The 22,518-nt window shown below is 70.1% G+C and carries 19 protein-coding genes; 14 read left to right on the plus strand and 5 right to left on the minus strand.

The genetic code is table 11. The annotated features are described in order from the left end of the window. Positions 1–67: 67 nt before the first annotated feature. Positions 68–1,108 (minus strand): aldo/keto reductase, encoded by a 1,041-nt coding sequence (locus OZ403_RS37170; RefSeq protein WP_268784928.1) that lies wholly within the window; start codon positions 1,106–1,108, stop codon positions 68–70. Between the two features lie 142 nt (positions 1,109–1,250). Here OZ403_RS37170 and OZ403_RS37175 point away from each other — a divergent pair, with 142 nt between their 5' ends. The 8 genes from OZ403_RS37175 (at position 1,251) to OZ403_RS37210 (ending at position 9,108) form a co-directional block, all read left to right on the plus strand. Next, positions 1,251–2,600: a WD40/YVTN/BNR-like repeat-containing protein gene (locus OZ403_RS37175; RefSeq protein WP_268782977.1), complete on the plus strand. Its 1,350-nt coding sequence runs from the start codon at positions 1,251–1,253 to the stop codon at positions 2,598–2,600. 7 nt (positions 2,601–2,607) lie between these two features. Continuing rightward, complete coding sequence (locus OZ403_RS37180) at positions 2,608–3,243, plus strand: hypothetical protein (protein WP_268782978.1); 636 nt, start codon at positions 2,608–2,610, stop codon at positions 3,241–3,243. Beyond that, entirely contained in the window at positions 3,240–4,490 is a 1,251-nt protein-coding gene (locus tag OZ403_RS37185) for a YncE family protein (RefSeq protein WP_268782979.1), read from the plus strand. Before OZ403_RS37180 ends, OZ403_RS37185 begins: the two co-directional genes overlap by 4 nt. Then, complete coding sequence (locus OZ403_RS37190; protein ID WP_140795917.1) at positions 4,487–5,206, plus strand: c-type cytochrome; 720 nt, start codon at positions 4,487–4,489, stop codon at positions 5,204–5,206. Before OZ403_RS37185 ends, OZ403_RS37190 begins: the two co-directional genes overlap by 4 nt. A gap of 157 nt (positions 5,207–5,363) precedes the next feature. After that, positions 5,364–6,584, plus strand: coding sequence for a DUF1444 family protein (locus tag OZ403_RS37195; RefSeq protein WP_268782980.1), 1,221 nt, complete (start codon positions 5,364–5,366; stop codon positions 6,582–6,584). Positions 6,585–6,601: 17 nt separating this feature from the next. Beyond that, a complete protein-coding gene (locus OZ403_RS37200) occupies positions 6,602–7,096 on the plus strand; it encodes an endonuclease V (RefSeq protein ID WP_140800352.1) in 495 nt (164 codons plus the stop codon). A 118-nt stretch (positions 7,097–7,214) separates the two neighbouring features. Continuing rightward, a complete protein-coding gene (locus tag OZ403_RS37205; protein WP_268782981.1) occupies positions 7,215–8,087 on the plus strand; it encodes a hypothetical protein in 873 nt (290 codons plus the stop codon). Positions 8,088–8,706: 619 nt separating this feature from the next. Beyond that, positions 8,707–9,108: a DUF2203 domain-containing protein gene (locus OZ403_RS37210; protein WP_174258999.1), complete on the plus strand. Its 402-nt coding sequence runs from the start codon at positions 8,707–8,709 to the stop codon at positions 9,106–9,108. Here OZ403_RS37210 and OZ403_RS37215 read toward each other — a convergent pair. Beyond that, positions 9,101–9,730 carry a hypothetical protein gene (locus OZ403_RS37215; protein WP_237077805.1) on the minus strand — a complete coding sequence of 210 codons (630 nt, stop codon included), beginning with the start codon at positions 9,728–9,730 and terminating at the stop codon, positions 9,101–9,103. The two genes, OZ403_RS37210 and OZ403_RS37215, sit on opposite strands and share 8 nt — an antisense overlap. Positions 9,731–9,896: 166 nt before the next feature. Here OZ403_RS37215 and OZ403_RS37220 point away from each other — a divergent pair, with 166 nt between their 5' ends. Together OZ403_RS37220 and OZ403_RS37225 are read left to right on the plus strand one after the other, a co-directional pair. Next, on the plus strand, positions 9,897–10,817 hold the full coding sequence (locus tag OZ403_RS37220; RefSeq protein ID WP_140795922.1) for an NmrA/HSCARG family protein: 921 nt from the start codon (positions 9,897–9,899) through the stop codon (positions 10,815–10,817). 19 nt (positions 10,818–10,836) lie between these two features. Continuing rightward, entirely contained in the window at positions 10,837–11,529 is a 693-nt protein-coding gene (locus tag OZ403_RS37225; RefSeq protein WP_268782982.1) for a hypothetical protein, read from the plus strand. A gap of 30 nt (positions 11,530–11,559) precedes the next feature. Here the strand turns inward: OZ403_RS37225 and OZ403_RS37230 are convergent, their stop codons facing one another. Beyond that, a complete protein-coding gene (locus OZ403_RS37230) occupies positions 11,560–11,853 on the minus strand; it encodes a YgaP-like transmembrane domain (RefSeq protein ID WP_237077806.1) in 294 nt (97 codons plus the stop codon). Positions 11,854–12,096: 243 nt separating this feature from the next. Here OZ403_RS37230 and OZ403_RS37235 point away from each other — a divergent pair, with 243 nt between their 5' ends. Then, positions 12,097–12,339, plus strand: coding sequence for a DUF2171 domain-containing protein (locus OZ403_RS37235; RefSeq protein WP_140800357.1), 243 nt, complete (start codon positions 12,097–12,099; stop codon positions 12,337–12,339). Positions 12,340–12,343: 4 nt separating this feature from the next. Here the strand turns inward: OZ403_RS37235 and OZ403_RS37240 are convergent, their stop codons facing one another. Further along, the gene (locus tag OZ403_RS37240; RefSeq protein WP_237077807.1) at positions 12,344–13,732 is read right to left on the minus strand and encodes an MFS transporter; all 1,389 of its coding nucleotides are present in this window, start codon (positions 13,730–13,732) and stop codon (positions 12,344–12,346) included. Further along, positions 13,729–14,691 (minus strand): ornithine cyclodeaminase family protein, encoded by a 963-nt coding sequence (locus tag OZ403_RS37245; protein WP_268782983.1) that lies wholly within the window; start codon positions 14,689–14,691, stop codon positions 13,729–13,731. Before OZ403_RS37245 ends, OZ403_RS37240 begins: the two co-directional genes overlap by 4 nt. A 232-nt stretch (positions 14,692–14,923) precedes the next feature. On the opposite strand from OZ403_RS37245, the gene OZ403_RS37250 reads away from it, so the two are divergent. From OZ403_RS37250 to OZ403_RS37260, 3 genes are all read left to right on the plus strand, one after another. After that, a complete protein-coding gene (locus OZ403_RS37250) occupies positions 14,924–16,969 on the plus strand; it encodes an ATP-binding protein (RefSeq protein ID WP_268782984.1) in 2,046 nt (681 codons plus the stop codon). Positions 16,970–17,064: 95 nt separating this feature from the next. Then, entirely contained in the window at positions 17,065–17,721 is a 657-nt protein-coding gene (gene msrA / locus OZ403_RS37255; protein WP_268782985.1) for a peptide-methionine (S)-S-oxide reductase MsrA, read from the plus strand. 387 nt (positions 17,722–18,108) lie between these two features. Further along, positions 18,109–22,488: a discoidin domain-containing protein gene (locus OZ403_RS37260; RefSeq protein WP_268782986.1), complete on the plus strand. Its 4,380-nt coding sequence runs from the start codon at positions 18,109–18,111 to the stop codon at positions 22,486–22,488. The last annotated feature ends 30 nt before the right edge of the window (positions 22,489–22,518 follow it).

The raw sequence follows: 22,518 nt of genomic DNA on the forward strand, positions 1-22,518 counted from the left end.
ACTGGGCGCCGTGCGTAGCAGACCCCATGCAGGGAGGCGAGCGTCCTCGCGAGGCGCCAGGCCAGGCTCAGTCCACCTTCGTGGGGAACGGGTTTCGCTCGGCGAAGCCGAGCTGGTGCCAGTACGGGTAGGTGGGCGTCACCGCGCTGGCCGCGTCGAGCCGGGTCACCTGGTCAGGGGAGAGGTTCCACCCCACCGCGCCCAGGTTCTGCCGGAGCTGCTCCTCGTTGCGCGCGCCGATGACGATGGTGGACACGGAGGGGCGCTGGAGCAGCCAGTTGATGGCGACCTGAGGCACCGTCTTCCCCGTCTCCGCGGCGACGGCATCGAGCGCGTCCACCACGCGGAAGAGGTACTCTTCGGAGAGAGGCGGCGCCCCCTGGGCATTGAGCGAGGACTGCATGCGGGAGCCTTCGGGCCGGGGCTGTCCCCGGCGAATCTTCCCCGTCAGCCGCGCCCAGCCCAGCGGGCTCCACACCACGGTGCCCACCTTCTGGTCCAGGGCGAGGGGCATCAGCTCCCACTCGAACTCCCGGCTCACCAGCGAGTAGTAGGCCTGGTGCGCCACGTGCCGCGCGAGGCCGTACTTCTCCGAGGTGGCGAGCGACTTCATCAGGTGCCAGCCGGAGAAGTTCGACGCGCCGATGTAGCGAATCTTCCCGGCGCGCACGAGGTCGTCGAGCGCCCGCAGCGCCTCCTCGACGGGCGTGAGCGCGTCGAAGGCGTGCAACTGGTAGAGGTCGATGTAGTCGGTGCCCAGCCGCTTCAGGCTGGCCTCCACCGCGCGGGTGATGTGGAAGCGCGAGGAGCCCACGTCGTTCGGCCCTTCGCCCGAGCGGAAGGTGCCCTTGGTGGAGAGGATGACCTTCTCCCGGCGGCCGGCGATGGCCTTGCCGAGAATCTCCTCCGCCAGGCCGCTCGAGTAGTTGTCCGCGCTGTCGAACATGTTCAGCCCGGCCTCCAGGCTGATGTCCACCAGGCGCGTGGCCTCCCCGACCCCGCTGCTGCCCCACACCTTGAAGAAGTCCCCCTGGCCTCCAAAGGTTCCCGTCCCGAGCGTCAACACTGGAACCTTGAAGCCAGAGCCGCCGAGCTGCCGATATTCCATTCCCATAGAGGGGCCTCCAGGTAACGGGCGAGCCCCAGACGCTCAATCGGAATGCGCATCCCGGGGCGCGATTCCTCCCGGTATGTTCCAACGCGGTGAACGTTAACGTGGGGGCCGGCACGTTCTCCCGGAGTCCATTGGAATGAAGTCGCGCATCACGGTTGCCTGGAGCACCGTCGCGTCCCTCCTGGCCTTGCTGCCTGGAATGGCGGCGCATGCCCACGCTGGCCTCCCGGAGACGTCCAACGTCACTCTCCGACGAGGCCACCCTCAGGACTTCTTCTCCGGGACGACGTTCGGCGCGGTCATCTCCCGCGACAGCGGAAAGACGTGGCGCTGGGTGTGTCCGGATGCCATGGGGTATGGCGGATGGCGCCCGGAGGCCTACCTGTGGCGGGAAACCGGCGACATCCTCGCCGCCACTGGCAGCGCGCTGCTGCACTCCCCGGACGCGGGCTGCTCCTGGCGCACGCACCCCTTCTTCAAGTCGACCTGGGTGACGGGGCTGGCGGCCCACCCCACCGATGACCGCGTCTTCCATGCCGTCACCGGACGGCCCGGCATCGCCAATGGCGTGTACCGCTCAGACGACGGCGGAGAGACGTGGACCGCCACGCCGCTGCTGCGCACGGGGCTGGAGCTGAACGCGGTCCGCGTGTCCCCGGTGGACCCCCGCCGCCTCTACGTGTCGGGCGTCTCCAACAACCAGATGGTGGTGCTGCGCAGCGACGATGCGGGCGACACCTGGCAGGAGTTCCCCCATGCGCTCCCGGAGCTGCTGCGGCCCTACGCGCTGACGGTGGTGGCGGTGGACCCCGTCGCCGTGGACGTGGTGTGGGTGCGCGTGTCCGCCCAGGGCTACACGCACCTGCTGCGCAGCGAGGACGGGGGCCGCACGCTGACGCAGGTGACGGTGCTGGATGACACGTTCATCAACATGGACCTGTCCTCCGACGGCGGCACCGCCTGGGTGGGCACCCTCAACTACTTCTTCATGGGCGCCAGCACCGGCCCGCTGGAGAAGCAGCCCCTGCCCACCGGCAACGCGTGCGTGCTGCGCGACGGCGAGACGCTCTACGGCTGCGGCTCCACCTGGCTGCACGACTGGGCCCTGGCGCGCAGCACGGACCAGGGCCGCACCTGGGAGCACATCTTCGCGCTGTACGAAATCCAGGGCACGCAGCTGTGCCCGCGCGGAACCCCTGTGCGGGACCTCTGCCCTGCCCGCTGGCCGCAGCTCGCGGAGCAACTGGGCGCTCCGCTCTACCCGGATGGTGGCGTGGAGGAACCGCCGCCGCCGGATGCGGGCACGCCCGACGCGGGGACACCGGACGCGGGCACCGCCGACGCGGGGCAACAGCCGCCCGAGCAGCGCCCACCCGAGCCGAAGTCCGGTGGCTGCGCCGCCGCCGCGGGCCCCGCCCTGCCCCTGCTGTTGCTGCTGTCCTCCCTCCTCCCGAGGCGCCGTGGCCCACGGCGTCCACATCGATAGGCTTCTGATGACACTCCCGATTCGAAAGTGGCGGTGGGCCCCCTGCGCGGCCGCGCTGCTGGTGCTGGGCACCGCCTGCGACGGCGAGGACGCGCCACGGGACGAAGCGTGCGGCGAACCGCTCTACGGCGGCGATGCCACCGACGAGGCGTGGCGCACCTTCGTCGACGCGCAAGGCCGGCCCACCGACAGCTCCCAGGCGGTGACGCTGGAGTCCCCCGCCCCGGGCCAGACCTATGCGTTGGACGCGGCGCCGCCCACGTGGCGTTGGACGTCTCCGCTGGCCTCCTGGCTTCCGTCCCACGCGCCGCGCACGCCCGCCCGCCCGCGAGAGACGCCCCGCGCCATGATGGCGTGGCTGGGCAACCTGCTGCTGCCGTCCGCCCAGGCGCATCTTCCGCCCGTCACCGGCGACTTCTACTGGGTGCAGGTCACCGTGCCCGGGCGGCGGTGTCCGGTGGAGCTGCTGACGTCGAACATGGAGTGGCAGCTCGACGCGGCGACATGGGACGTGCTGCGTGCCGCCTCGGGTCAGGACCTCCGCGTCCAGGTGACCAGCGCCTACCTGGTCCAGAACCGGCTGCGTGAAGGTCCGTATCGCCTGGAGTCACCACGCACCATCCGCATGGAGGATTCGCGATGAACCACCGGGCACCGTGGTGGATGCCGGCGCTGGCGCTGCTGATGACCGGCTGTGATGAGAACTCGGCGCGGGTGGTGGGCGTGACGCCGCCGGAAGGGTTGGACTACGCGCACGAGGAGCCCTGGGCGGAAGGAACGTTCATTCCACCGCCGGGCCCCGGCGGACGCATCCTGGTCACCAACAGTCTGGACGACACGCTCAGTCTGGTGGAGCTGAACACCGTGGGCACGCCGGGCTTCCGTGAGCTGGCGCGCGTACCGGTGGGGCTCAACCCGGTGGAGCTGGAAGGACCGCACCACACCGCCGTGTCGCCCGCGGGGGACTTCTATTACGTCGGCATCTCCAACTACGTGCCAGGAGGTGGCTCGGGGCCGCACGGCGCCCATGGCACGGGCGCGGATGACGGCTACTGCTTGAAGCTGGACGCGCGCGACAACCGGCTCGTGGGCTCGGCGCGTGTGAATCCCAATCCCGGCGACGTCATCATCAGCGCGGATGGGAACACGCTGTACCAGACGCACTTCGACACGCTGAAGATTGCCGAGATGGCACGCCAGGGCCGCCCCGAGTCGGACATGAACGCGAACCTGGCCATCATTGACGCGCGGACCATGACCCGGAAGGCCATGGTGGAGGTGTGCCCCGCGCCTCACGCGGTGCGCCTGTCCGCGGACGAGCGCACGGCCTATATCGCCTGCTGGTCGGACGAGGTGGCCATCGTCGACCTCGCGGAGGCGAACACACCGGTGACGCGGGTGAAGGTGGCGGCGGGCTCGGGTGGCGCGGTGGCGCCCCGGCACCAGCCCTACGCACTGACCCAGTCCCCCACCACGGGTGAGGTCTGGGTCAGCTCCATGGCCAGCCGGCAGGTGCACGTGCTCAATCCCCAGACGCGCACCATGATGCCCGAGCGCGCCGTGCCGCTGCGCGGGCCGCCGATGTTCGGCGCCTTCACCGCGGACGGGCGCACGCTGTACATGCCCTACCAGTTGGTGGACGCGCTGGCCGTCATCGACCCGGAGACGGGCACCGTGCTGCGCGAGGTGCAGCTGGCGGACGCCGGCTGTCTCAACGTGCATCAAGTCACGCTGACACCCGACGAGCGCATTGGACTGGTCGTCTGCGAAGGCGACCACGTGGGGCCGGGCACGTTGCACGCGGTGGACCTGACGGAAGGCACGGTGATGGGCACGGTGGAGGTGGGCATCTTCCCGGACTCGGTGAGCATCCTGCGGGGGCAGCCATGAAGCGCGCGGCCTGGGGTGTGGTGGCACTGGCCCTGGTGCTGACCGGCTGCGACGACGGCGGCGATGGCCGCGTGCCGGCGGCGGAGTACGGCGAGGTGCTGTTCAACGACTCGCGGCTGTCGGAGAGCGGCTTCAACAGCTTCTCGTGCGCGACGTGCCACGCGACGACGCCCACTGCACCCACGGGGCGGATGGACTCCGGCTACACGCTGTATGACTCGGCGTTCCGGGAGAGCTGGTGGGGCGGCTTCGAGACGCGCCTGCTGGACGCGGTGAACTTCTGCTACGTGAACTTCATGCGGGGCGTGACGCCGCTGCCGAAGGACTCGCCGCAGAGCCGGGCGTTGTACGAGTACCTGGTGAGCATCAGCCCGAGCCCGTCCGCGCCGGCCCGTCCCTTCACGGTGGTGAAGGACATCGTCGAAGTCACGCGCGGTGACGTGACGCGTGGACAGCAGGTCTACATGGAGGCCTGCCAGAGCTGCCACGGCGCGCCCCACACCGGCGCGGGCCGGCTGACCGAGCTGGCGTCGATTCTACCGGAGGTGACGAACGACTACGACGAGCTGTTCCCCGGCGTGCCCAAGTCACTGGTCGTCATCGAGAAGGTGCGGCACGGCCAGTTCTTCGGTGTCGGGGGCAACATGCCGCTCTACAGCCTGGAGACCCTGTCTGACGAGGACCTGGGCGCATTGCTCGCATTCCTGGCTTTGTGACGAGGCATGCGTGTTCCGGTGGAGCCCACGGGCCACCGGACATAACCTCGCCGCGAACACACACGTGGGAGCGAGCATGGGGTTCTGGGGCAGGCTTTTCGGGAGGAAGACACCAACGGCCGCCGAGGTTCCTCCCGGCCCCTCCAAGGAATGGGCGGTGGAGCCGCGCGAGGCACTGATGCGGCAGGTGGAGACCCTGCTGCGCGCCGACCCGGCGGTGGAGAAGGTGGAGCGGCGCACGCAGGACTACGGGCTCGACATCACCCGCGCCGGAAGTGACGGCACCTTCTTCCTGGACAACCTCTACGCGGACACGCGCGAGCTGCCGCCCGACCAGCGCGTCCAGCTCATCCAGCGCTACCTGCGCGCGCTGTGGCAGGAGTCGCCGGATTCGCTCCACTGGGAGCAGGCCCGCGAGTTGCTCCTGCCCGTGCTGCGCGCGTCCACTTTCGGAATGTCGTTGCAGAAGCAGGCAGAGGCGGACCGGGAGATGGTGGGGCGGCGGACGCTGCCTTTCCTGCGCGAGCTGCTGGTGATGGACCTGCCGGAGTCCGCCATGTTCGTCCAGCGCCGGCACCTGGAGACCTGGGGCGTGACCGAGGAAGAAGCCTTCACTGCGGCCCACGCGAACCTGGCCCGGCTTCCGGACGAAGGCGTGGAGCTCTACGACGAGGAGCATGGCCCGCTGTGGACGGTGGAGACGCGCGACACCTACGAGACGTCCCGGCTGCTGCGCCCGGGGTTCCTCGCGTCCTTCGCCGGGCGCGTGGAGGGCCGGCCCATCGCCATCCTCCCGGAGCGCTCCACGCTGCTCATCGGTGGAGACGCGCGCCCGGAGCTGGTGGCGCGTCTGAGCGAGAGCGCCGAGCGGGAGTACGCGGCCGCGTCCCGGTGCCTGACGCCCGCCCTGTACACGGTGGACGACGCGGGACGCGTGGTGCCCTATGTGCACCCCGGGCAGGACGTGCTGGCGAACCGAGTGCGGCTGGCCCACGTCCGCCTGGCGCTGGCGGAGTACAGCGCACAGAAGGAGGAGCTCGACGAGCTCCATGAGGCACAGGAGGTCGACCTGTTCGTCGCCAGCTACAGCGCGACGGCGCGCAAGCGAGACGAGTTCCCCATCTCCTGGTGTGTCTGGGCGCATGACGTGGACGCCCTGCTGCCGGAGGCGGACATGGTCGCCGTGTCTCCCGCGGCGGAGGGCAAGGAGTTCTTCACCGTTCCGTGGCAGGAAGTGCAGCGCATCGCAGGCAGTTGTTTCACGCGGGTGCCGGAGCTGTGGCCGCCGCGCTACCGCACCACGGAGAAGCCGTCCCCGGAAATGGTGGAGCAACTTCGCGCCGCGCAGGTCTCCTTCGAGGACTTCCAGTCGCCCTGAGTCGGGAGGACAGCACGATGCTCGCTTGCGTGGACGTGGACTACCGCCCCGAACTCACCGTGGCCGCGTGCGTGCTGTTCCGAAACTGGGCGGATGCGAACGAGGCCTCGCACCTGGTGGAGCATGGGCCCGCCGCCGAACCCTACGAGCCCGGGCAGTTCTACCGCCGTGAGCTGCCGCACCTGCTCCGGGTGCTGGCACGGGTGGAGGTGCCACTGGAGGCCATCATCGTGGATGGCTATGTGTGGCTCGGCGAGGACCGGCCCGGGTTGGGGGCGCACCTGTACGAAGCGCTCAACCGGGAGGTACCCGTCATTGGAGTGGCGAAGACGGCCTATGTCACCACGGGGCCCTCTGTGCCCGTGCTGAGGGGGAAGAGCCTGCGGCCGCTGTTCGTCGGAGCGGCGGGCATGGACGCGGCCACAGCGGCGGAGCACATCCGGCGAATGCATGGGGCGTCTCGTACGCCCACGATGCTGAACCGGGTGGACCGGCTCTGCCGCATGTCCTGAGCGGGGCGGCGGCGAAGCTAAACCCCCGACATTTCCGAACAGCGACCTCCTCCTCTTCGCCCGGGGAGCGACCATCCTCCTGGAATCCTCGCGCTGGGAGGCTTACCTTTGACGGCGGATGGCCTCGCACCCGACCTCACAGCTGGGCTTGTTCGACACGGCGGCGCCCGAGCGCGAGGACGTGGAGACGGAGCCGCGCGCGAGCACCGGGGTGCAGAGCCAGCCTCCGGCGCGCGAGGAAGCGCTCTCGCTGGCGACGGACCGACGCGCGAGCACTGGCATGCCGAGCCGGCTCCCCGCGCGGGAGGAAGCACTCCCGCTGGCCGCGGACCTCGCGCGACGGTTGTCTTCGATTCTCGGCGTGCCGGTGCATCTGCGGCTCACGGACAACCGGGCCACGCTGGTGAGCTTCCGCCGGGGAGAAGAAGGCCTGCGACTGCGCGTGCATCACCTCTTCCTGGGAGCACCGGACGCGGTGGTGCAGGCGATGGCGGCGTATGCGGGCCGAGCGGATGCGCAGGCGGGCGAGGCGCTAGAGGCCTACGCGCACGCGCGCAACGAGCGGGTCCGCCGGGAGCGGCGGCCAGGGAAGCCGCTGCGCACTCGGGGCCGCTGCTTCGACTTGCAAGCCGTCTTCGCCCGACTCAACACGAGTTGGTTCGATAGCCGGGTGCAAGTGGACGTGGGGTGGGCGCGCAAGCCGGCCGGCACGAAGCGGCGCAGCATCCACGTGGGCGGCTACGACGCGCGGTTGAGGGAGATTCGAATCCATCCAGCGCTGGACCGGCCGCATGTGCCCGCGTTCGTGGTGGACTACCTCGTCTTCCACGCGATGTTGCACGCGGACCTCGACGACGGCACGAGCAACGAGGGGCGCTGTGCGCCGGAGCACACGCCGGCCTTCCGCGAGCGCGAAGCCTTGTTCCCGCTGCGTGACACAGCCCAGCGCTGGCTGGGTGACAACCACGCGTCCCTGCTGCGCGGCCGATAGCGAGGAGGTGGCTCGCGCGGGCCACGCGACTTCTGCACGGAGAGAATGACCCACGTGGCCGTATCCACGGCGTAGACAATGGGAACGTCCGACAGGGGCGGTCCTTCCATGTCGCGGCAGGCGCCCGGCCGGGCTGAGAAGCTGACGAAGACCACGGCCTTCGCCCCAGGAACAGCTGTCACGTCGTAAGACTGGCGCTGGGAGGCACACGCCTCCGTGGGAGTAGCGCCTCGACGCGGCTGTGCGCCCAGCGGGAGAAAGTCCTCCATGGCGAACGCGACGGCAGCGGCAATCGCTCCTGGCAAGACGTGCTGCCCATCGGTGGGAAGCACAACGGGAAATCGGTAGCGAGCCGCTTCTTCGGGCGGCACCTTCGCGGGCCGAGGCGCCCGCGACAACACACAGCCCGAAAGCAACACCAAGCAGGGCGGAACGAATAGCCAATATTCAATCTGCGACCCTATGAACCTTGACCGCATTCCCATACACATATGACGCCCATCGATAGCGCAGGTTTGTCCCCGCGTGACACAGCCCAGCGCTGAATGGGCGACAGGCTGACGCCCCCGCGCGCCGGGACAGTAGCGGCCGTGGGCCATACCGATGCATGCTCGGGGGGATGCGCTACTTCAGCGTGGAAGAAGCCAACCGGCTGGTGCCGCTGTTGACGCGCACCTTCGAACGGGTCCGCCCGTGGGTGGAGCGTGCCCAGCAGCTCGCGGATGAGCTGGGCGCCGCGCCCATCCCCAGCGACCCGAGCCTGGCCTCCCTGCGCGACGAGCGCGACACCCTCCTCGAGCGCATCCGCGGCGAGCTCCTCCAGCTCCAGGAGATGGGCCTCGAAATCAAGGGCGCGGACGGCCTCGTGGACTTCCGCGCCCATCGGGGCGGTGAGCAAGTCTATCTGTGCTGGCGCTTCGGAGACCCCGCCGTCTCCCACTGGCACGCCCTACTCGACGGCTTCTCGGGACGGCGCCCCATCGAAAGCCCGGACGACTTCGCCCCCACGTACCTCAGCTAGCCGCCCCGCCGCCGAAGCTCTTCTGCAACAGCGACATCTTGTTCCGCGCCGACAACAGCTGCTGACGCAGTGAGTCCGCCTGCCGGGCCACGTCGAGGAACGCCTGTTCCTCCGCGGCCTGCGCCAGCGAATGGGCCTCGTCCGCGACCAGGGACATCCGCTCCTGGAGCGCCTGGAAGGTCCCCGCCAGCGCGGCGTTCTCCTCCGGCGTCTTCGCCGCCTGCCGCTGCTGCGCGAACTGCTGCATCTGCACGTTCAGCTCGCCCGCGTTCTGTCCCAACGCGCCGTAACGCACGAGCAGGTCCTTGAAGACCTCGGTGCGCCGCTGGAGTTCCTGCGCACGCAGGTGGATGGCCTCGGCCTGCGCCTGCTGCCGATCTCTCACCTTCGAGATGGCCCCCACCAGCGCCGTCACCCGTCCCCGGAGCTGCTCGTCCAAATCCGCCAGCCCCTGCAGCATCGCCGACGCGCGCTCCAGGTGCTTCTCGGATTGAAGTGGCGCCTTCTCGAGCTGTTCGGCCTGGGACTCGAAGCGCGCCAACTCCACGTCGAGTGCCCGGGCGGCCGCCACCAGTTCGGAGTCCTGAAGCTTGTCACGCTTGCTCATCGTGGGCAGGACCATGACATTTCCCAAGAGAAGGCGCCGCACCCAAGCAGGCGCCCCAGGCCGCCTGCTGGCCCGGCCGCCCGGCAACCCCTGGCCGTGAGGCTCGATGCGCCCACGGTGTGCTCGCCAGCGGCGTCCGTCATCCCCAACTTCCGGACATCTGACGTCACGAGGTGCATACATGCCCATGGGTTTCTCACGCTCCGTGCTCGTTACCGGCGCCACTGGCCAACAGGGCGGTGCCGTCGCACGGAAGCTCTTGCAGCGCGGCCACCGCGTCACCGCCTTCATCCACCACCCGGACTCTCCCGCCGCCCGGGAGCTCGAGTCGCTCGGCGCCGAACTGGTCGTCGGGGACTACGACGACCTGGACTCCATTGCCCAAGCGGCCCAGGACATGGACACCATGTTCGCCACCGCCACGCCCTTTGGCCCGGGCGGCGTGCAGGCGGAGGTCCGCCACGGGAAGAACCTGGCGGACGCGGCCCGGCTCGCGCGCGTACAGCACTACGTCTACTCGTCGGTGGCCGGAGCGGACCGCCTGACGGGCATCCCCCACTTCGACAGCAAGCACCGCATCGAGATGCACGTGCGCGGCAGCGGCCTGCCCTACACCATCCTCGGCCCCACCTTCTTCATGGAGAACTTCACCAGCGGCATGTTCGAAGAGGGGCTGAAGGCGGGCGTGCTCGCCATGGGCCTGTCGCCCACGCGCGGCCTGCAGATGGTGGCCCTGGAGAACCTCGCGGCCTTCTCCGTCCGCATCATGGAGGAGCCGGAGCGCTTCGAGGAACAACGCATCGAAGTGGCCTCCGACGAGGTGACGGGCCAGCAGGCCGCCGGGCTGCTGTCCATGGTGAGCGGCCACCGCATCCACTACGAGCAGCTTCCCCTGGACTACATCCGCGAGCGCAGCGAGGACCTGGCCGCCATGTATGAGTGGCTGGACCGCAAGGGCTACCAGGCGGACGTCCTCACGCTGCGGCACCGCTTCCCGGAGGTTCGCTGGCACACCTTCGAGGACTGGGCGCGCGGACAGGACTGGAGCGCCCTGACTTCTCCTGCGTGGCCCCATGCCGCCGCGGAGCCCGTATCCCCATGAGCCCCTGAGGAGAATGCCCATGCGAGCCCTCATGCCCACCGCGGCGGCACTGTTCATCCTGACGGGTTGCGCGGCGGAGACCCAGCTGCGCCCCTCGCCGGGCGCCCAGGTCCTCCAGAGCGATGCGAACGCCGCGAAGGCGGCGACGGACGGCATCGTCCTGGTCGCGGACGGCACGGCATGGAAGGGCACACCGAAGAACCTGGAGCTCAGCCTCACGCCCGTCTTCATTCAATTGGAGAACCGCGGCCAGCGCCCCCTGCGCATCAAGTACGGCGTCTTCTCGCTCGTGGGCACGCAGTCGCGCTTCCGCTACGCGGCGCTGGCACCGCTGTCGTTGGGGGACACCGTCATCTCGGGACAGGAGGGCACGGGAGGCTCGGGGGCCGCGATGGGCTTCTCATCGGGCTGGGGCTACGGGCGCTACCGGCCGTTTGGCGGCTTCGGCGTGGGCTCGTACATGGGCCCGTACTACCCAGACCCGTACTACGCCGGCTACCAGTGCCGCGAACCCCTGCCCACGCGGGACATGCTGCAGAAGGCCTTGCCGGAGGGAACGCTCGAGCCCGGTGGCCGCATGTCGGGCTTCCTCTACTTCCAGGGCGTGGGCTCGCGAGAAGGCCAGGTGGTGCTCCAGGCCCGGCTCGTGGACGCGGAGAGCGGCGAGCCGTTGGGCACGCTCGACATCCCCTTCCAGGTCCGCAAGGGCTGAGCCCCAAGGCCCGGCGCGGCGGGCCTCTGCTCAGTGAAGCGTCGGCGAGGTGTCCCGCATGGACACGCGAGGGAAGCCTTCCAACAACGACGCCTCGTCGGACACACCCAGCTCGCGCCGCAGCGTCGGGCCGTCCATGGGCAGACCGAAGAGCGCCGCCGTGGGCACCCAGTCCAGGGCCGCGGCCACCAGGGGCCCCAGGCCCACGAGCGCCACCGCCGCGCCTCGCGACGTCCCTGTCGCCAGTCCGCCCACCACCATCCCAGCGCCCGTCACGATGCGGAGCCACCGCCCCGGCCGCGACGCCAAGAAACCAACGACCATATGCACCTCCCAGGGGCGAAGATGGCCACGTCCTGGCGGGCGGCCACCCGGGCCAGAGCCCCGCACGGGTGGAACGCCGGGCAGCCAGGCAGGCACCCACGGGCGCCCTGACCGGGCGCCTGCCCGCCGAGCGTCTCACGCGGGCTTCACCGGTGCGGCGCCCCGCCTGTCCGCTGCCAGCTTGCGGGGTGAAAGCCAGCTTTCGCGCACGGGGCTCCACGGACCGCCCTGGGGGAGGCAACCATGTTCAGTCGTTCGGAAATCCACAAGGGGATGAAGGTGCGCGGAAACGACGGGCACGTTCTCGGACGCATCATCGAGATGACAGGGGATGAACTCATCGTGGAGAAGGGCCTCATCCGCCGGCATGACTTCGCGGTGTCCCTGACGGACGTGCGTGAAGTCGTGGGTGGAGAAGTCGTGCTCAACCACGGGCGGGACAGCCTCTTCTCCGCGCCCCGGGAAGTCCCGCCCACGAAGCACTGACGGCTCAGACGCCGCGGCTCGCGTCCGGCGCGCCCTCCGGGGCCGAGGTGGCCTCCGGTGCACCGTCGCCGCGCCATCCGGCACGGGCCTCCGCCTCGCGGGCCGCGCGTCGCCCCGCGGCCACGTCCACCCGGGACAGCACCGCCGCGCCCGACACGAAGAAGAAGAGCAGGGACAGCACCGCCTGCCGGCTGGAGCCCGTCAGCTCCACCGTGGCCGCGAACACCAGCGGGCCCGCCACCGCCGTGACTTTCTCGAAGACGCTGAAGAGGCCGAAGAACTCCGCCGCCCTGTCCCGGGGCACCATCTGCGCGAAGAGCGAACGGCTCAATGCCTGACTGCCGCCCTGCACCATGCCCACCAGCAACGCGAGCGCGAAGAAGTGCACCGGCGTGCGCATGAAGTAGCCCAGGAACGTCACCCCCACGTACACCGACAGGGCGAACATCAGCGCGCGCTTCACCCCCACCCGTCCCGCGGCGCGCCCGAACAGCACCGCGCACGGCACACCCACCACCTGCGTCAGCAGCAACGCACCAATCAGCGCGCCCCGGCCAATGCCCAGCTCCGTCCCGTACAGCGTGGACAAGCGGATGATGGTGCCGATGCCGTCGCTGTAGAGCAGATAGGCCACCAGCAGCAGGAAGGCCTGACGGTGCTGGCGCAGCCCGCCCAGCGTGCCCGCCAGCTGCGTGAAGATGCCGCGCAGGGACAGCGGGGGACGTTGGACGGACACGTCCGGTTTTGGTTCGGGGATGCGCCGGAAGAGGGGCACCGAGAAGATGGCCCACCACACCGCCACGGAGGCGAAGGCCACGCGCGACGCGGCCCCCGCGTCCGCCAGTCCGAACCACTGGGGCTTCATCAACAGCACCAACTGCGCGGCCAGCAGCAGACCGCCGCCCAGATAGCCCAGCGCGTAGCCCGCGGTGGACACACGGTCCAGCTCATCATCCCGGGCGATGTGCCGCAGGAGCGCGTCCGCGAAGACGATGCTGCCCGTCACGCCCACGTTGCCCAGCCCGAAGAGCAGCAGACCCCACTCCCAGTCACCCGGTCCCACCGTGGCCAGCGCCAGCGTGGACACCATGCCCAGGCCCGCGAAGATGCCCAGCATGTGCTTGATGCGTCCGGCCCGGTCGCTCAGCGCGCCCAGCACCGGTGACAGCACCGCCACCACGCTCAGCGCCACCGCGGTGGCGGTGGCGAAGCGGCTGGTGGCCACCTCGCGCGGCAGTCCCTCCGCCGCCACGGAGGCGTAGTAGAGCGGGAACACCACCGTGACGACGGTGGTGATGAAGGCCGAGTTCGCCCAGTCGTACATCGCCCACGCGCGCAGCGCGGGCCGCGTCAGGCCGATGCGACACAGGAGCCCCAGCACCAGACGCCTCATGCGCCGAAGTCCACCCCGCCCACTGCGTCGTCGCCCTGGGCCGACTGGTAGACGTGCCAGGCCGCCGCCAGGTCCTGGAAGGGCAGTCCTACCGCCGCGAAGACGGTGACGTCCTCCGCGGACGTGCGCCCGGGCTTCAGGCCGGCCAACACCTCGCCCAGCTCCGCGTGGATGGACTCATCACCCAGCCCCACCGCGCCCGCGGCGCCGGTGGACACCGCCAGGCCCCGGTGGTCGACGATGAACCGCGACTGACGCAGCAGCTCCGCGGACAGCTCGGCCTTGCCCGGCTCGTCCGCGCCCAGCGCGATGATGTGCGTGCCCGGCCGCACCATGCCGGGGTGCAGGAAGGGGTGACGGCTCCACGTCGCCGTCACGATGATGTCCGCGTCGGAGACAGCCTCCTCCATGGACTCCGCCATCCGCACCGGCAGGTTCAACTCCTGGTACATGCGCGTGGCGAAGGCGAGCGAGCGCTCCGGCGCCGTGTCGAACACCCGCACGTGCGTCAGCGAGCGCACCAGCCGCAACGACTTGAGCTGCAGCACCGCCTGCCGGCCCGCGCCAATGAGCGCCACCCGGCTCGCGTCCGGCCGCGCCAACACGTCCGCCGACAGCGCGCCCACCACGCCCGTGCGCACCGCAGTCAGGTGGCCGGCGTCCATCACCGCCATCACCTCGCCGGTAGCGACGTCGTGCAGGTGCACCACGCCTCGAATCGCCGGCGACTGGCCGGGGAACTTCGCGTGCACCTTCACGGAGTAGGCAGGGATGGAGGGCAGGCTGCCAGGGAACAGCACCAGGGCGGTGCCCTCGGCGTGGAGGGGGGCCCGGGCGCGCTGCGGTGCCACGGTGCGTGCCAGGGCGTCGGTGCGGAAGGCCTCGCGCATGTCCTCCAGCAAGAGAGGAGCCTGCAGGTTGCGGGAGACGTCGGAGCGGGTCAGCAGGAGCGTGCGCATCTTACAGACACCCTAACCGAGCCCGTGCGGGCCCACAGCTCCACAGCGCATGGACACGGTGGCAAGCGCCCGAAGTTGGACGTCCGAGCGGACGGTGCGCCGCAGTGCCGCCCGTGGTGGCGTCCACCGGGCCCGCCTCCAGCGACGGTGGGACGAGGCACGCAGGCGCCATCGTCCCCAGAATGGAGGTGAACGGCGGGGTGGGCGGCCCCAGGGCCTCGGGAGGCCAGTGATGCTGGAGACAGAGTCACGCACAGCGGGCGACAAGGAGGCCTCCGGGGCTCGGACGCTCAAGGCGGCGGAGTTCCTGCGCGCCCACCAGGAGGAGGTGCTGGAGGACTGGCAGCGGGCCATGCGAGCGTTTCACGTGGGACACGCGGCGCAGCCTTCGTGGCTGCTGGACCACATGCCCCAGTTGCTCAACATGCTCGCGGACCTCATCGACCACGGCCCGGACGAAATCCTCACCACGGTGCCGGACGAGCACGCGATGTCCCGGCTGGACGCCGGCTTCGACCTGGGCCAGGTGGCGTCCGAGTACGCGCTCCTGCGCAAGTGCATCCTCCACAGGATGGAAGCCGAAGCGGCCTACCCCGCGCCGGGCGAGTTGGAGCGGATGGAGGACGCGCTGGACCGGATTGTCACCCGGACGGTGACGTCCTTCTCCCAGGGGCGGCAGCGCATCCTCCAGGCCCTGGACCGGATGACGCAGGCCGCGCTGGACAGCCCTTCCATGGCCAGCCTCCCCTCGCGGCTGCTCACCGTCCTGGTGGAGTCTGCGCTCTCGGTCGACTCGGCGGCGTTCGTGCTGGTGGAAGGCGACGCGCTGGTGGTGCGCGCCGCGGTGGGCCTGGGCGCGGACGAGGCGCTCGGCGTGTCGCTGGAGCGGGAGGAAGGATTCGTGGGCGAGGTGCTCCGCCAGCGTCAGCCCCTGACGCTGCGCTCAGCGTCCACGGACCCTCGCGTGACACTGCCCACGCTGAAGCAGGAAGGGCTGCGCGCCGTGTACGGCGTGCCCCTGCTGGATGGCGACCAACTCCTGGGCATGGCGTACATGTGCTCGCGCACCGCCTTCGTCTTCTCCGAACCGGACGCCCTCTTGTTCCGGACCATGGCGCAGCGAGCCACCGCGCACCTGGTGCAGGCCCGGCTCCGGGCCCGCGAGCGCCAGGCCCACGCGGACGCCCAGCGCTCGCTGGCGCAACTGGACGCGCTGCTGGCCTCCACACCTTTGGGCATTGCCCAGTTGGACCGGGAGTTGCGCTTCGTGCGCATCAACCAGGCCATGGCGGACATCGACGGCCACTCGCCGGAAGCCCACCTGGGCCGCCGCTTCCAGGAGATGGCCCCCGTGACGGCCGTGGCCACGTTCGAGCCCATGTTCCGCCGCATGATTGAGACAGGTGAACCCGTGGACGCCGTCGAGTTCACCATCCCTAGAGATGCCCGGACCTTCCAGGCCAGCGTCCACCCGGTCCGCACGCCCGACCAAGGGGTGCTGGGCTTGAGCTGCACGGTGGTGGATGTCTCCCACCACAAGCGGGCGGAGGCCGTACTCCAGCGGGCGGTGGACTTCCGGGAACAACTCATGGCGGTGTTGGGACACGACCTGCGCAACCCACTCAACGCCATCAACGCCTCGGCCTTCCAGCTCACGCGGTCCGAGGACCTGACTCCACCCGAGCGTCGCGCCGTGGACCGCATCCGCAAGGCCACCGCGCGCATGGGGCGCATGATTACGGACATCCTCGACTTCGCCCGCACCCGCCTGGGCGGGGGGCTTCCCGTGGCCCGCCAGCCCATGGACTTCGTGGAGGTATGCCAGGCGACGCTGGAGGAGCTCCGGGTCAGCGCCCCGGAGCGCTCGCTGGTGTTCGAGGCGCACGGAGACACCCGGGGGAACTGGGACCCGGACCGGGTATCGCAGGTGCTGGGCAATCTGGTGGCCAACGCCCTCCAGCATGGCCAGGAAGACAGACCGGTGTGTGTCACGGTGCGCGGAGAGGCGCGTGAGGTGGTGCTGGAGGTCCACAACACCGGCGAGCCGATTGCGTCCGAGCTGATGCCGCGCCTGTTCGACCCGTTCAAGAGCATGCCCGCAACCGCGCCACCGCAGGACGTCGCGAGGAAGAAGCGCAGCCTGGGCCTGGGCCTCTACATCGTCAGCCAGATTGTCGGCGCACACGGGGGGCACGTGGAGGTCCGCTCCAACCGAGACCAGGGCACCACCTTCACCGTCCACTGGCCCCGCACCCTCACGACGCTCGGGGGCGCATGAAGCAGCGCGGCAGGCGGGACGGCCTGCCACCCTCTGCCTGCACGCCGGCCCCTTCTGGGGGTGAATCGCGCACGCCGGGCCGCTATGCCTAGGGCATGTTCTTCAATCCGACCAAGAAGCCGAGGATTCCGACCCCGGAGGAAGCACTGCCGGGCCGCTCGGACGTGATGCCCGTCCCGGAGAAGCACGAGGTGCTGGGCACACCCATCAAGGGCCCCGTGCCGGAAGGCCTGGAGGAGGTCTACTTCGGCCTGGGATGTTTCTGGGGCGCGGAGCGGAAGTTCTACCAGACGCCTGGCGTGTACAGCACGGCGGTGGGATACGCCGGAGGCCTGACGCCCAACCCCACCTACCGCGAGGTGTGCAGCGGTCTCACCGGACACAACGAGGTCGTCCGCGTCGTCTTCGACCCGAAGAAGGTGTCCCTCGAGCAGCTCCTGCGCGTCTTCTGGGAGAGCCATGACCCGACGCAGGGCATGCGCCAGGGCAACGACGTGGGCACGCAGTACCGCTCCGGCATCTACTTCACCAGCGAAGCCCAGCAGCGCGCCGCCGTGGCGAGCCGTGACGCGTACCAGAAGGCGCTGGCGGCCCGGGGCTTCGACGCCATCACCACCGAGCTGCTCCCCGCTCCGCCCTTCTATTACGCCGAGGACTACCACCAGCAGTACCTGGAGAAGAACCCGGGTGGCTACTGCGGCCTGGGCGGCACCGGCGTGAGCTGCCCGGTGGGCGTGGGCGTCAACGCCTGAAGCCGGACGCCGACGTGCGCGGGCGCGTGTGGGGACTCCATGCGCCCGCCTTTCCGGCATGCAGTCCAATCCCAGACAAAGACATCACAAAAGACGCGTGTAACGGGAGCCGTGGGCCCCAGGTCGCACACCCGTCTTTCTTGACTTGATGCATTATCCGGCCTCTGTTTGACTTTGTTGCAATGCCGAAGGAATAGAATAGACGTCAGAAAGGAAAGGACCGCTCGGACGCCATTCATCGTCGCTGCGTGCTGGTTCACCCCCTCCCCCACTTTCTCCAACGGTCCACTTTTCCCCATGCGTGTGCCGATTTCCCGTGTGCAGGGCGCGCACGGCCCCTGGCTGTCTTTGGCCAGGGCCTGCGCCGTCGTCGCGGTCTGGCTGTTCATGGCGGTGGGAACGCGCGCGGAGGCCCAGTCGGGCACGAACCTCGCGCTCAACCGTCCGGTGGTGACGTCCTCCGCGGAGCCCGGGCTCACCGGCAACTTCGCCGTGGATGGCGACGCCGGGACGCGCTGGGGCAGCAGCTTCGCGGAGGGCCAGTGGCTCTACGTGGACCTGGGCCAGGCGACGGCCATCTCCCGCGTGGTCCTGACATGGGAGACGGCGTACGGCCGGGGCTACCGCGTCCAGGTCTCCAACGACGCGGCGGCGTGGCAGGACGTGCGCGTCGTCACGGACGGCGACGGCGGCGTGGATGACCTCGCGGTGACGGGCAACGGCCGCTACGTCCGCATCCTCGGGACGCAGCGAGGCGCCATCGACTACGGCTATTCCCTCTGGGAGTTCGCCGTGTACGGGGGCTCGCATCCATCGGGCGACCTTGCCCGCGGCCGGCCCGCGACGGCCTCCAGCGTGGAGGCCAACGCCGCGCACCTGGCACCGGCCTACGCGGTGGACGGAGACGCGTCGACGCGCTGGTCCTCCGACGACACCTCCCATGCGCAGTGGATTCGCGTGGACCTGGGCTCCTCGCAGCAACTGGGCAAGGTGGTGCTGGACTGGGAGGGCGCCTACGGGAAGCAGTACGTGATTGAGGGCTCCACCAACGACAGCACCTGGACGGCGCTGGCGCCCACCATCACCGACGGCGCGCCTGGTCGCCGCGACATCACCGTGTCGGGCAGCGCCCGCTACGTGCGCGTGCGCGGCATCGAGCGCGGCACCGGCTACGGCTACTCGCTCTGGTCCTTCGAGGTGTACGTGCCCGGAGGTGGCCCCCAGGAGCCGCCGCCGCAGACCACGCCCCAGACGGTGAAGCTGCTGTTCCCCGAGCTGGCGTACGCGAAAATCAACGTGTCGCCCGCGCCCCTCAGCGTCACGCCCACGCCCGAGGAGGGCAACACCACGCCGTCGGTGCGCAACCCGCCCGGGCCCTTCACCTACGAGCTGACCTTCCCGCCCAACACCGTGGTGACGATGTCCAAGAATCAGTTCTCACCCACCGCGCCGAACACCGACATCCGGCTGGCCGTCACCACGTCCACCGGCACGGTGCTGCGCGGACAGACGGTGTCCGCGCTGGCGGTGCAGGGCGCGGAGTGGCGGGTGGAGATATTCACCCTCACCACCGGCCCGGACGGCCGCGACCGCACCATCATCCCCGACCCCTACCCGAAGCAGCCGCCGCCCGCCGTCACGGGGGCCTTCCGCGTGGTGGCGCCCGCCAACGCGGCGGTCATCACCAACACCCGCCGGCCCACGCTCCAGTGGGCGCCCGTCACCGGCGCCACCGGCTACACGGTGTTCGTCAACCTGAGCCGCGACGACTACGACTGGATGGCGCCCGGCAGCCTGCTGGACCGCTTCACCCAGGTGGGCACCACCACCGCCACCTCCTTCACGCTGCCGCAGGACCTGCCCGACCGCTGGACGTACAAGTGGTACGTCGTGGCCAACCTGGGCGGTGGCGGCACCAGCCGCTCCGACCTGCGCACCTTCAGCGTCTACCTGCCGGTGGTGGAGACGGCGGATGACGGCGTGGCGCTCATCAACGGCCGGCGCGACCTCAACAAGAACGGCGTCATCGACCCGTACGAGGACTGGGGCAACCCCATCACCGTGCGCGTCAACGACTTGATGTCGCGCATGACGCCGCACGAGAAGGCGCTGCAGATGTTCTACGAGGCGAGGACGGTGCCGGAGGCCGGCTTCACCATGGGGCCGCTCAGCCCGGCGGACATCGTGAGCTTCCAGCGCGCCTCCGCGCGCACGCGCCTGGGCATCCCGCACATCGACGCGGGAGACACCATCCACGGCTTCAAGACGAGCTGGCCCACGCAGCCCGCGCTCGCCGCGGCGCGGGACATGGACACCGTCTACGAGCTGGGTGACATGCAGCGCCGCGAGCAGCTCGCGGTGGGCAGCCGCGGCACCCTGTCGCCGCTGGCCGAGGTGGGCACCAAGGTGCTCTACCCGCGCATCCAGGAAGGCGGCGGCGAGGACGCCGACCTGGCCGCGGGCATGACGCGCGCGCTGGTGGCGGGCCTCCAGGGTGGCCCCGAGGTGAACCCCCACTCCCTCTGGGTGACGACCAAGCACTGGCCGGGCCAGGGCGCCGGAGGCGAGGGCGGCATCACCTACGACGGCACCACCATCCACTACCACATGCGTCCGTGGCACGCGGCCATCGAGGCGGGCACCAGCGGCATCATGCCCGGCTACGCGGGCAGCTGGCTGCTCGGGCCGGAGGGCTGGGGCGCGGGCGACAACCCGGGCATCCTCAACTACCTGCGGCAGCAGCTGGGCTACACGGGCGTCATCTGCTCGGACTGGCTGCCGTCGGGGGCGTGGTCGCGCTCGGCGATGGCGGGCGCGGACGTCATGGGCGGCGCCAACCCGCAGCAGATGGGCGACTTCGAGAGCGTCGTCACGCCGGCCCGCATCGACGAGGCCGTGCGGAAGATTCTCGATTTGAAGTTCCGCCTGGGCATCTTCGAGGACCCGTACCGCAACGGCCCGGCGGGCACGTCCGAGTGGCACACGGCCGACCACAAGGCCCTGGTTCGCCGCGCGGCGCAGAACGCGATGACGCTGCTGAAGAACGACGGCGCGCTGCCGCTGCGGCTGCCCGCCGGCTCGCGCATCGTGGTGGCCGGCCCCCGCGCGGATGACCCGGCCTGCATGGTGACGTGGCGCTCCGACTTCCACGGGACGGAGTTCGGCGACCACACCATCTACCAGGCCATCAAGCAGCGCGCGGAGCAGGACGGCATCACCGTCTACAAGGACGTGGCCCCCGCGGGCGTCACCGTCAACGCGGCCATCGTCGTGGCGGGCGAGAGCTACTTCACCCACGGCACCGAGTGGGACAAGGAGAAGCCCTACCTGCCGGGCGACCCGATTGGCCCTCCGCACGAGCCCCAGTGGGGCAACCAGTACGGGCTCATCACCGGCTTCCGGGCGCAGAACATCCCGGTGACGACGGTGATGATTCTGCCGCGGCCCTACATCCTGACCAACGTGGTGCCGCAGACGAACGCGCTGCTGATGGCGTACCGGCCCGGCGACATGGGCGGCGTCGCCGTGGCGGACGTGCTCTTCGGTGACGTGCTGCCGCGAGGCCAACTGCCGTGGCAGCTGCCGCGCTCCCTGGACCAGATTGGCACCGACGTGGAGAACAACCAGTTGGAGCGGTGGGACTTGCCCTTCGACCTGGGCGCCACCGAGGCCCAGCGCGCGGAGATTCGTCAGCGGATTGCACTGGGCCTGCCCATCTCCCCGGTGTACGGCAACCCGCTGTTCCAGTACGGCGCGGGCATCCAGGGCTTCGGGTTGTCGGACGCGACGCCGCCCACGGCCTTCACGCTGCTCACGCCGGCGTCGGGCGCCACCATCACCACGCGGCCCACCTTCACGTGGACGCCCAGCAGCGACCCGCAGACGGGCATCCACCGCTACGAAGTCTACCTGGATGGCAGTCCCTTCCCGGTGGCGACGACGAAGACGCCATCCGCGGCCCTGGCCAACGTGTCCCTGGGCAACGGCGCGCACACCTGGTTCGTGCGGGCGTACAACTGGGCGGGCGGCGTGACGACGTCCGCCACGGCCACCTTCACGCTCAACGACACCGCGCCGCCCGCGGCCTTCACGGCGCTGTCACCGGCGGCCGGTACTTCCGTGCCGGGTGCGTCCACGACGTTCATCTGGGAGCAGACCACGGACGTGGGCGCGGGCGTGGCGCGGTACGTCCTGTTGGTGGACGGGGCGGACCGCACACCCACGGTGACGCCGCGGGCCTACGTGGGCACGAGCACCAACCTGGCGCTGGGCCGCAACGTGGCGGCCACCTCGTCCGAGTTCGGCAGCCCCAACGACGCGGTGGACGGAAACCTGGAGACGCGCTGGGCCAGCCGCTACGACGTGGCCAGCCCCGACACGGAATCCCTCACCGTGGACCTCGGCGGCGTGTACTCCATCAAGCGCGTGGTGCTGCGCTGGGAGGCCGCGTTCGGCCGCCGGTACGTGGTGGAGACCTCCATCGACGGCAGCACGGGCTGGCGGACGCTGTACACGGAGGCCAACGGCAACGGCGGGCTGGATGACCTCACCGGCCTGAGCGGCGTCGGGCGCTATGTGCGGATGCGCGGCGTGGAGCGCGCGACGGGCTTCGGCTACTCGCTGTGGGAGTTCGAGGTGTACGGCGTGGGCACGGAGCAGATGTCCGTGACGGACCTCGCCACGGGCAGCCACACGTGGCGGGTGCGCGCCGTGGACGGTGCGGGCAACAGCACGCTGTCCAACGGGCCCATCACCTTCACCAAATAGTCAGGACACACCCAGGGTGGCCATCGTGAC

The sequence above is a fragment of the Myxococcus sp. NMCA1 genome (assembly GCF_026810205.1).
In the GTDB taxonomy this organism is placed as follows: Bacteria; Myxococcota; Myxococcia; order Myxococcales; family Myxococcaceae; genus Myxococcus; species Myxococcus xanthus_A.

Bases quoted from the DNA above. Each gene is read 5' to 3' on its own strand.
- OZ403_RS37170 (WP_268784928.1), bottom strand. From the start codon at position 1,108: ATGGAATATCGGCAGCTCGGCGGCTCTGGCTTCAAGGTTCCAGTGTTG.
- OZ403_RS37175 (WP_268782977.1), top strand. From the start codon at position 1,251: ATGAAGTCGCGCATCACGGTTGCCTGGAGCACCGTCGCGTCCCTCCTG.
- OZ403_RS37180 (WP_268782978.1), top strand. From the start codon at position 2,608: ATGACACTCCCGATTCGAAAGTGGCGGTGGGCCCCCTGCGCGGCCGCG.
- OZ403_RS37185 (WP_268782979.1), top strand. From the start codon at position 3,240: ATGAACCACCGGGCACCGTGGTGGATGCCGGCGCTGGCGCTGCTGATG.
- OZ403_RS37190 (WP_140795917.1), top strand. From the start codon at position 4,487: ATGAAGCGCGCGGCCTGGGGTGTGGTGGCACTGGCCCTGGTGCTGACC.
- OZ403_RS37200 (WP_140800352.1), top strand. From the start codon at position 6,602: ATGCTCGCTTGCGTGGACGTGGACTACCGCCCCGAACTCACCGTGGCC.
- OZ403_RS37205 (WP_268782981.1), top strand. From the start codon at position 7,215: ATGGCCTCGCACCCGACCTCACAGCTGGGCTTGTTCGACACGGCGGCG.
- OZ403_RS37210 (WP_174258999.1), top strand. From the start codon at position 8,707: ATGCGCTACTTCAGCGTGGAAGAAGCCAACCGGCTGGTGCCGCTGTTG.
- OZ403_RS37215 (WP_237077805.1), bottom strand. From the start codon at position 9,730: ATGGTCCTGCCCACGATGAGCAAGCGTGACAAGCTTCAGGACTCCGAA.
- OZ403_RS37220 (WP_140795922.1), top strand. From the start codon at position 9,897: ATGCCCATGGGTTTCTCACGCTCCGTGCTCGTTACCGGCGCCACTGGC.
- OZ403_RS37225 (WP_268782982.1), top strand. From the start codon at position 10,837: ATGCGAGCCCTCATGCCCACCGCGGCGGCACTGTTCATCCTGACGGGT.
- OZ403_RS37230 (WP_237077806.1), bottom strand. From the start codon at position 11,853: ATGGTCGTTGGTTTCTTGGCGTCGCGGCCGGGGCGGTGGCTCCGCATC.
- OZ403_RS37235 (WP_140800357.1), top strand. From the start codon at position 12,097: ATGTTCAGTCGTTCGGAAATCCACAAGGGGATGAAGGTGCGCGGAAAC.
- OZ403_RS37240 (WP_237077807.1), bottom strand. From the start codon at position 13,732: ATGAGGCGTCTGGTGCTGGGGCTCCTGTGTCGCATCGGCCTGACGCGG.
- OZ403_RS37245 (WP_268782983.1), bottom strand. From the start codon at position 14,691: ATGCGCACGCTCCTGCTGACCCGCTCCGACGTCTCCCGCAACCTGCAG.
- OZ403_RS37250 (WP_268782984.1), top strand. From the start codon at position 14,924: ATGCTGGAGACAGAGTCACGCACAGCGGGCGACAAGGAGGCCTCCGGG.
- msrA (WP_268782985.1), top strand. From the start codon at position 17,065: ATGTTCTTCAATCCGACCAAGAAGCCGAGGATTCCGACCCCGGAGGAA.
- OZ403_RS37260 (WP_268782986.1), top strand. From the start codon at position 18,109: ATGGCGGTGGGAACGCGCGCGGAGGCCCAGTCGGGCACGAACCTCGCG.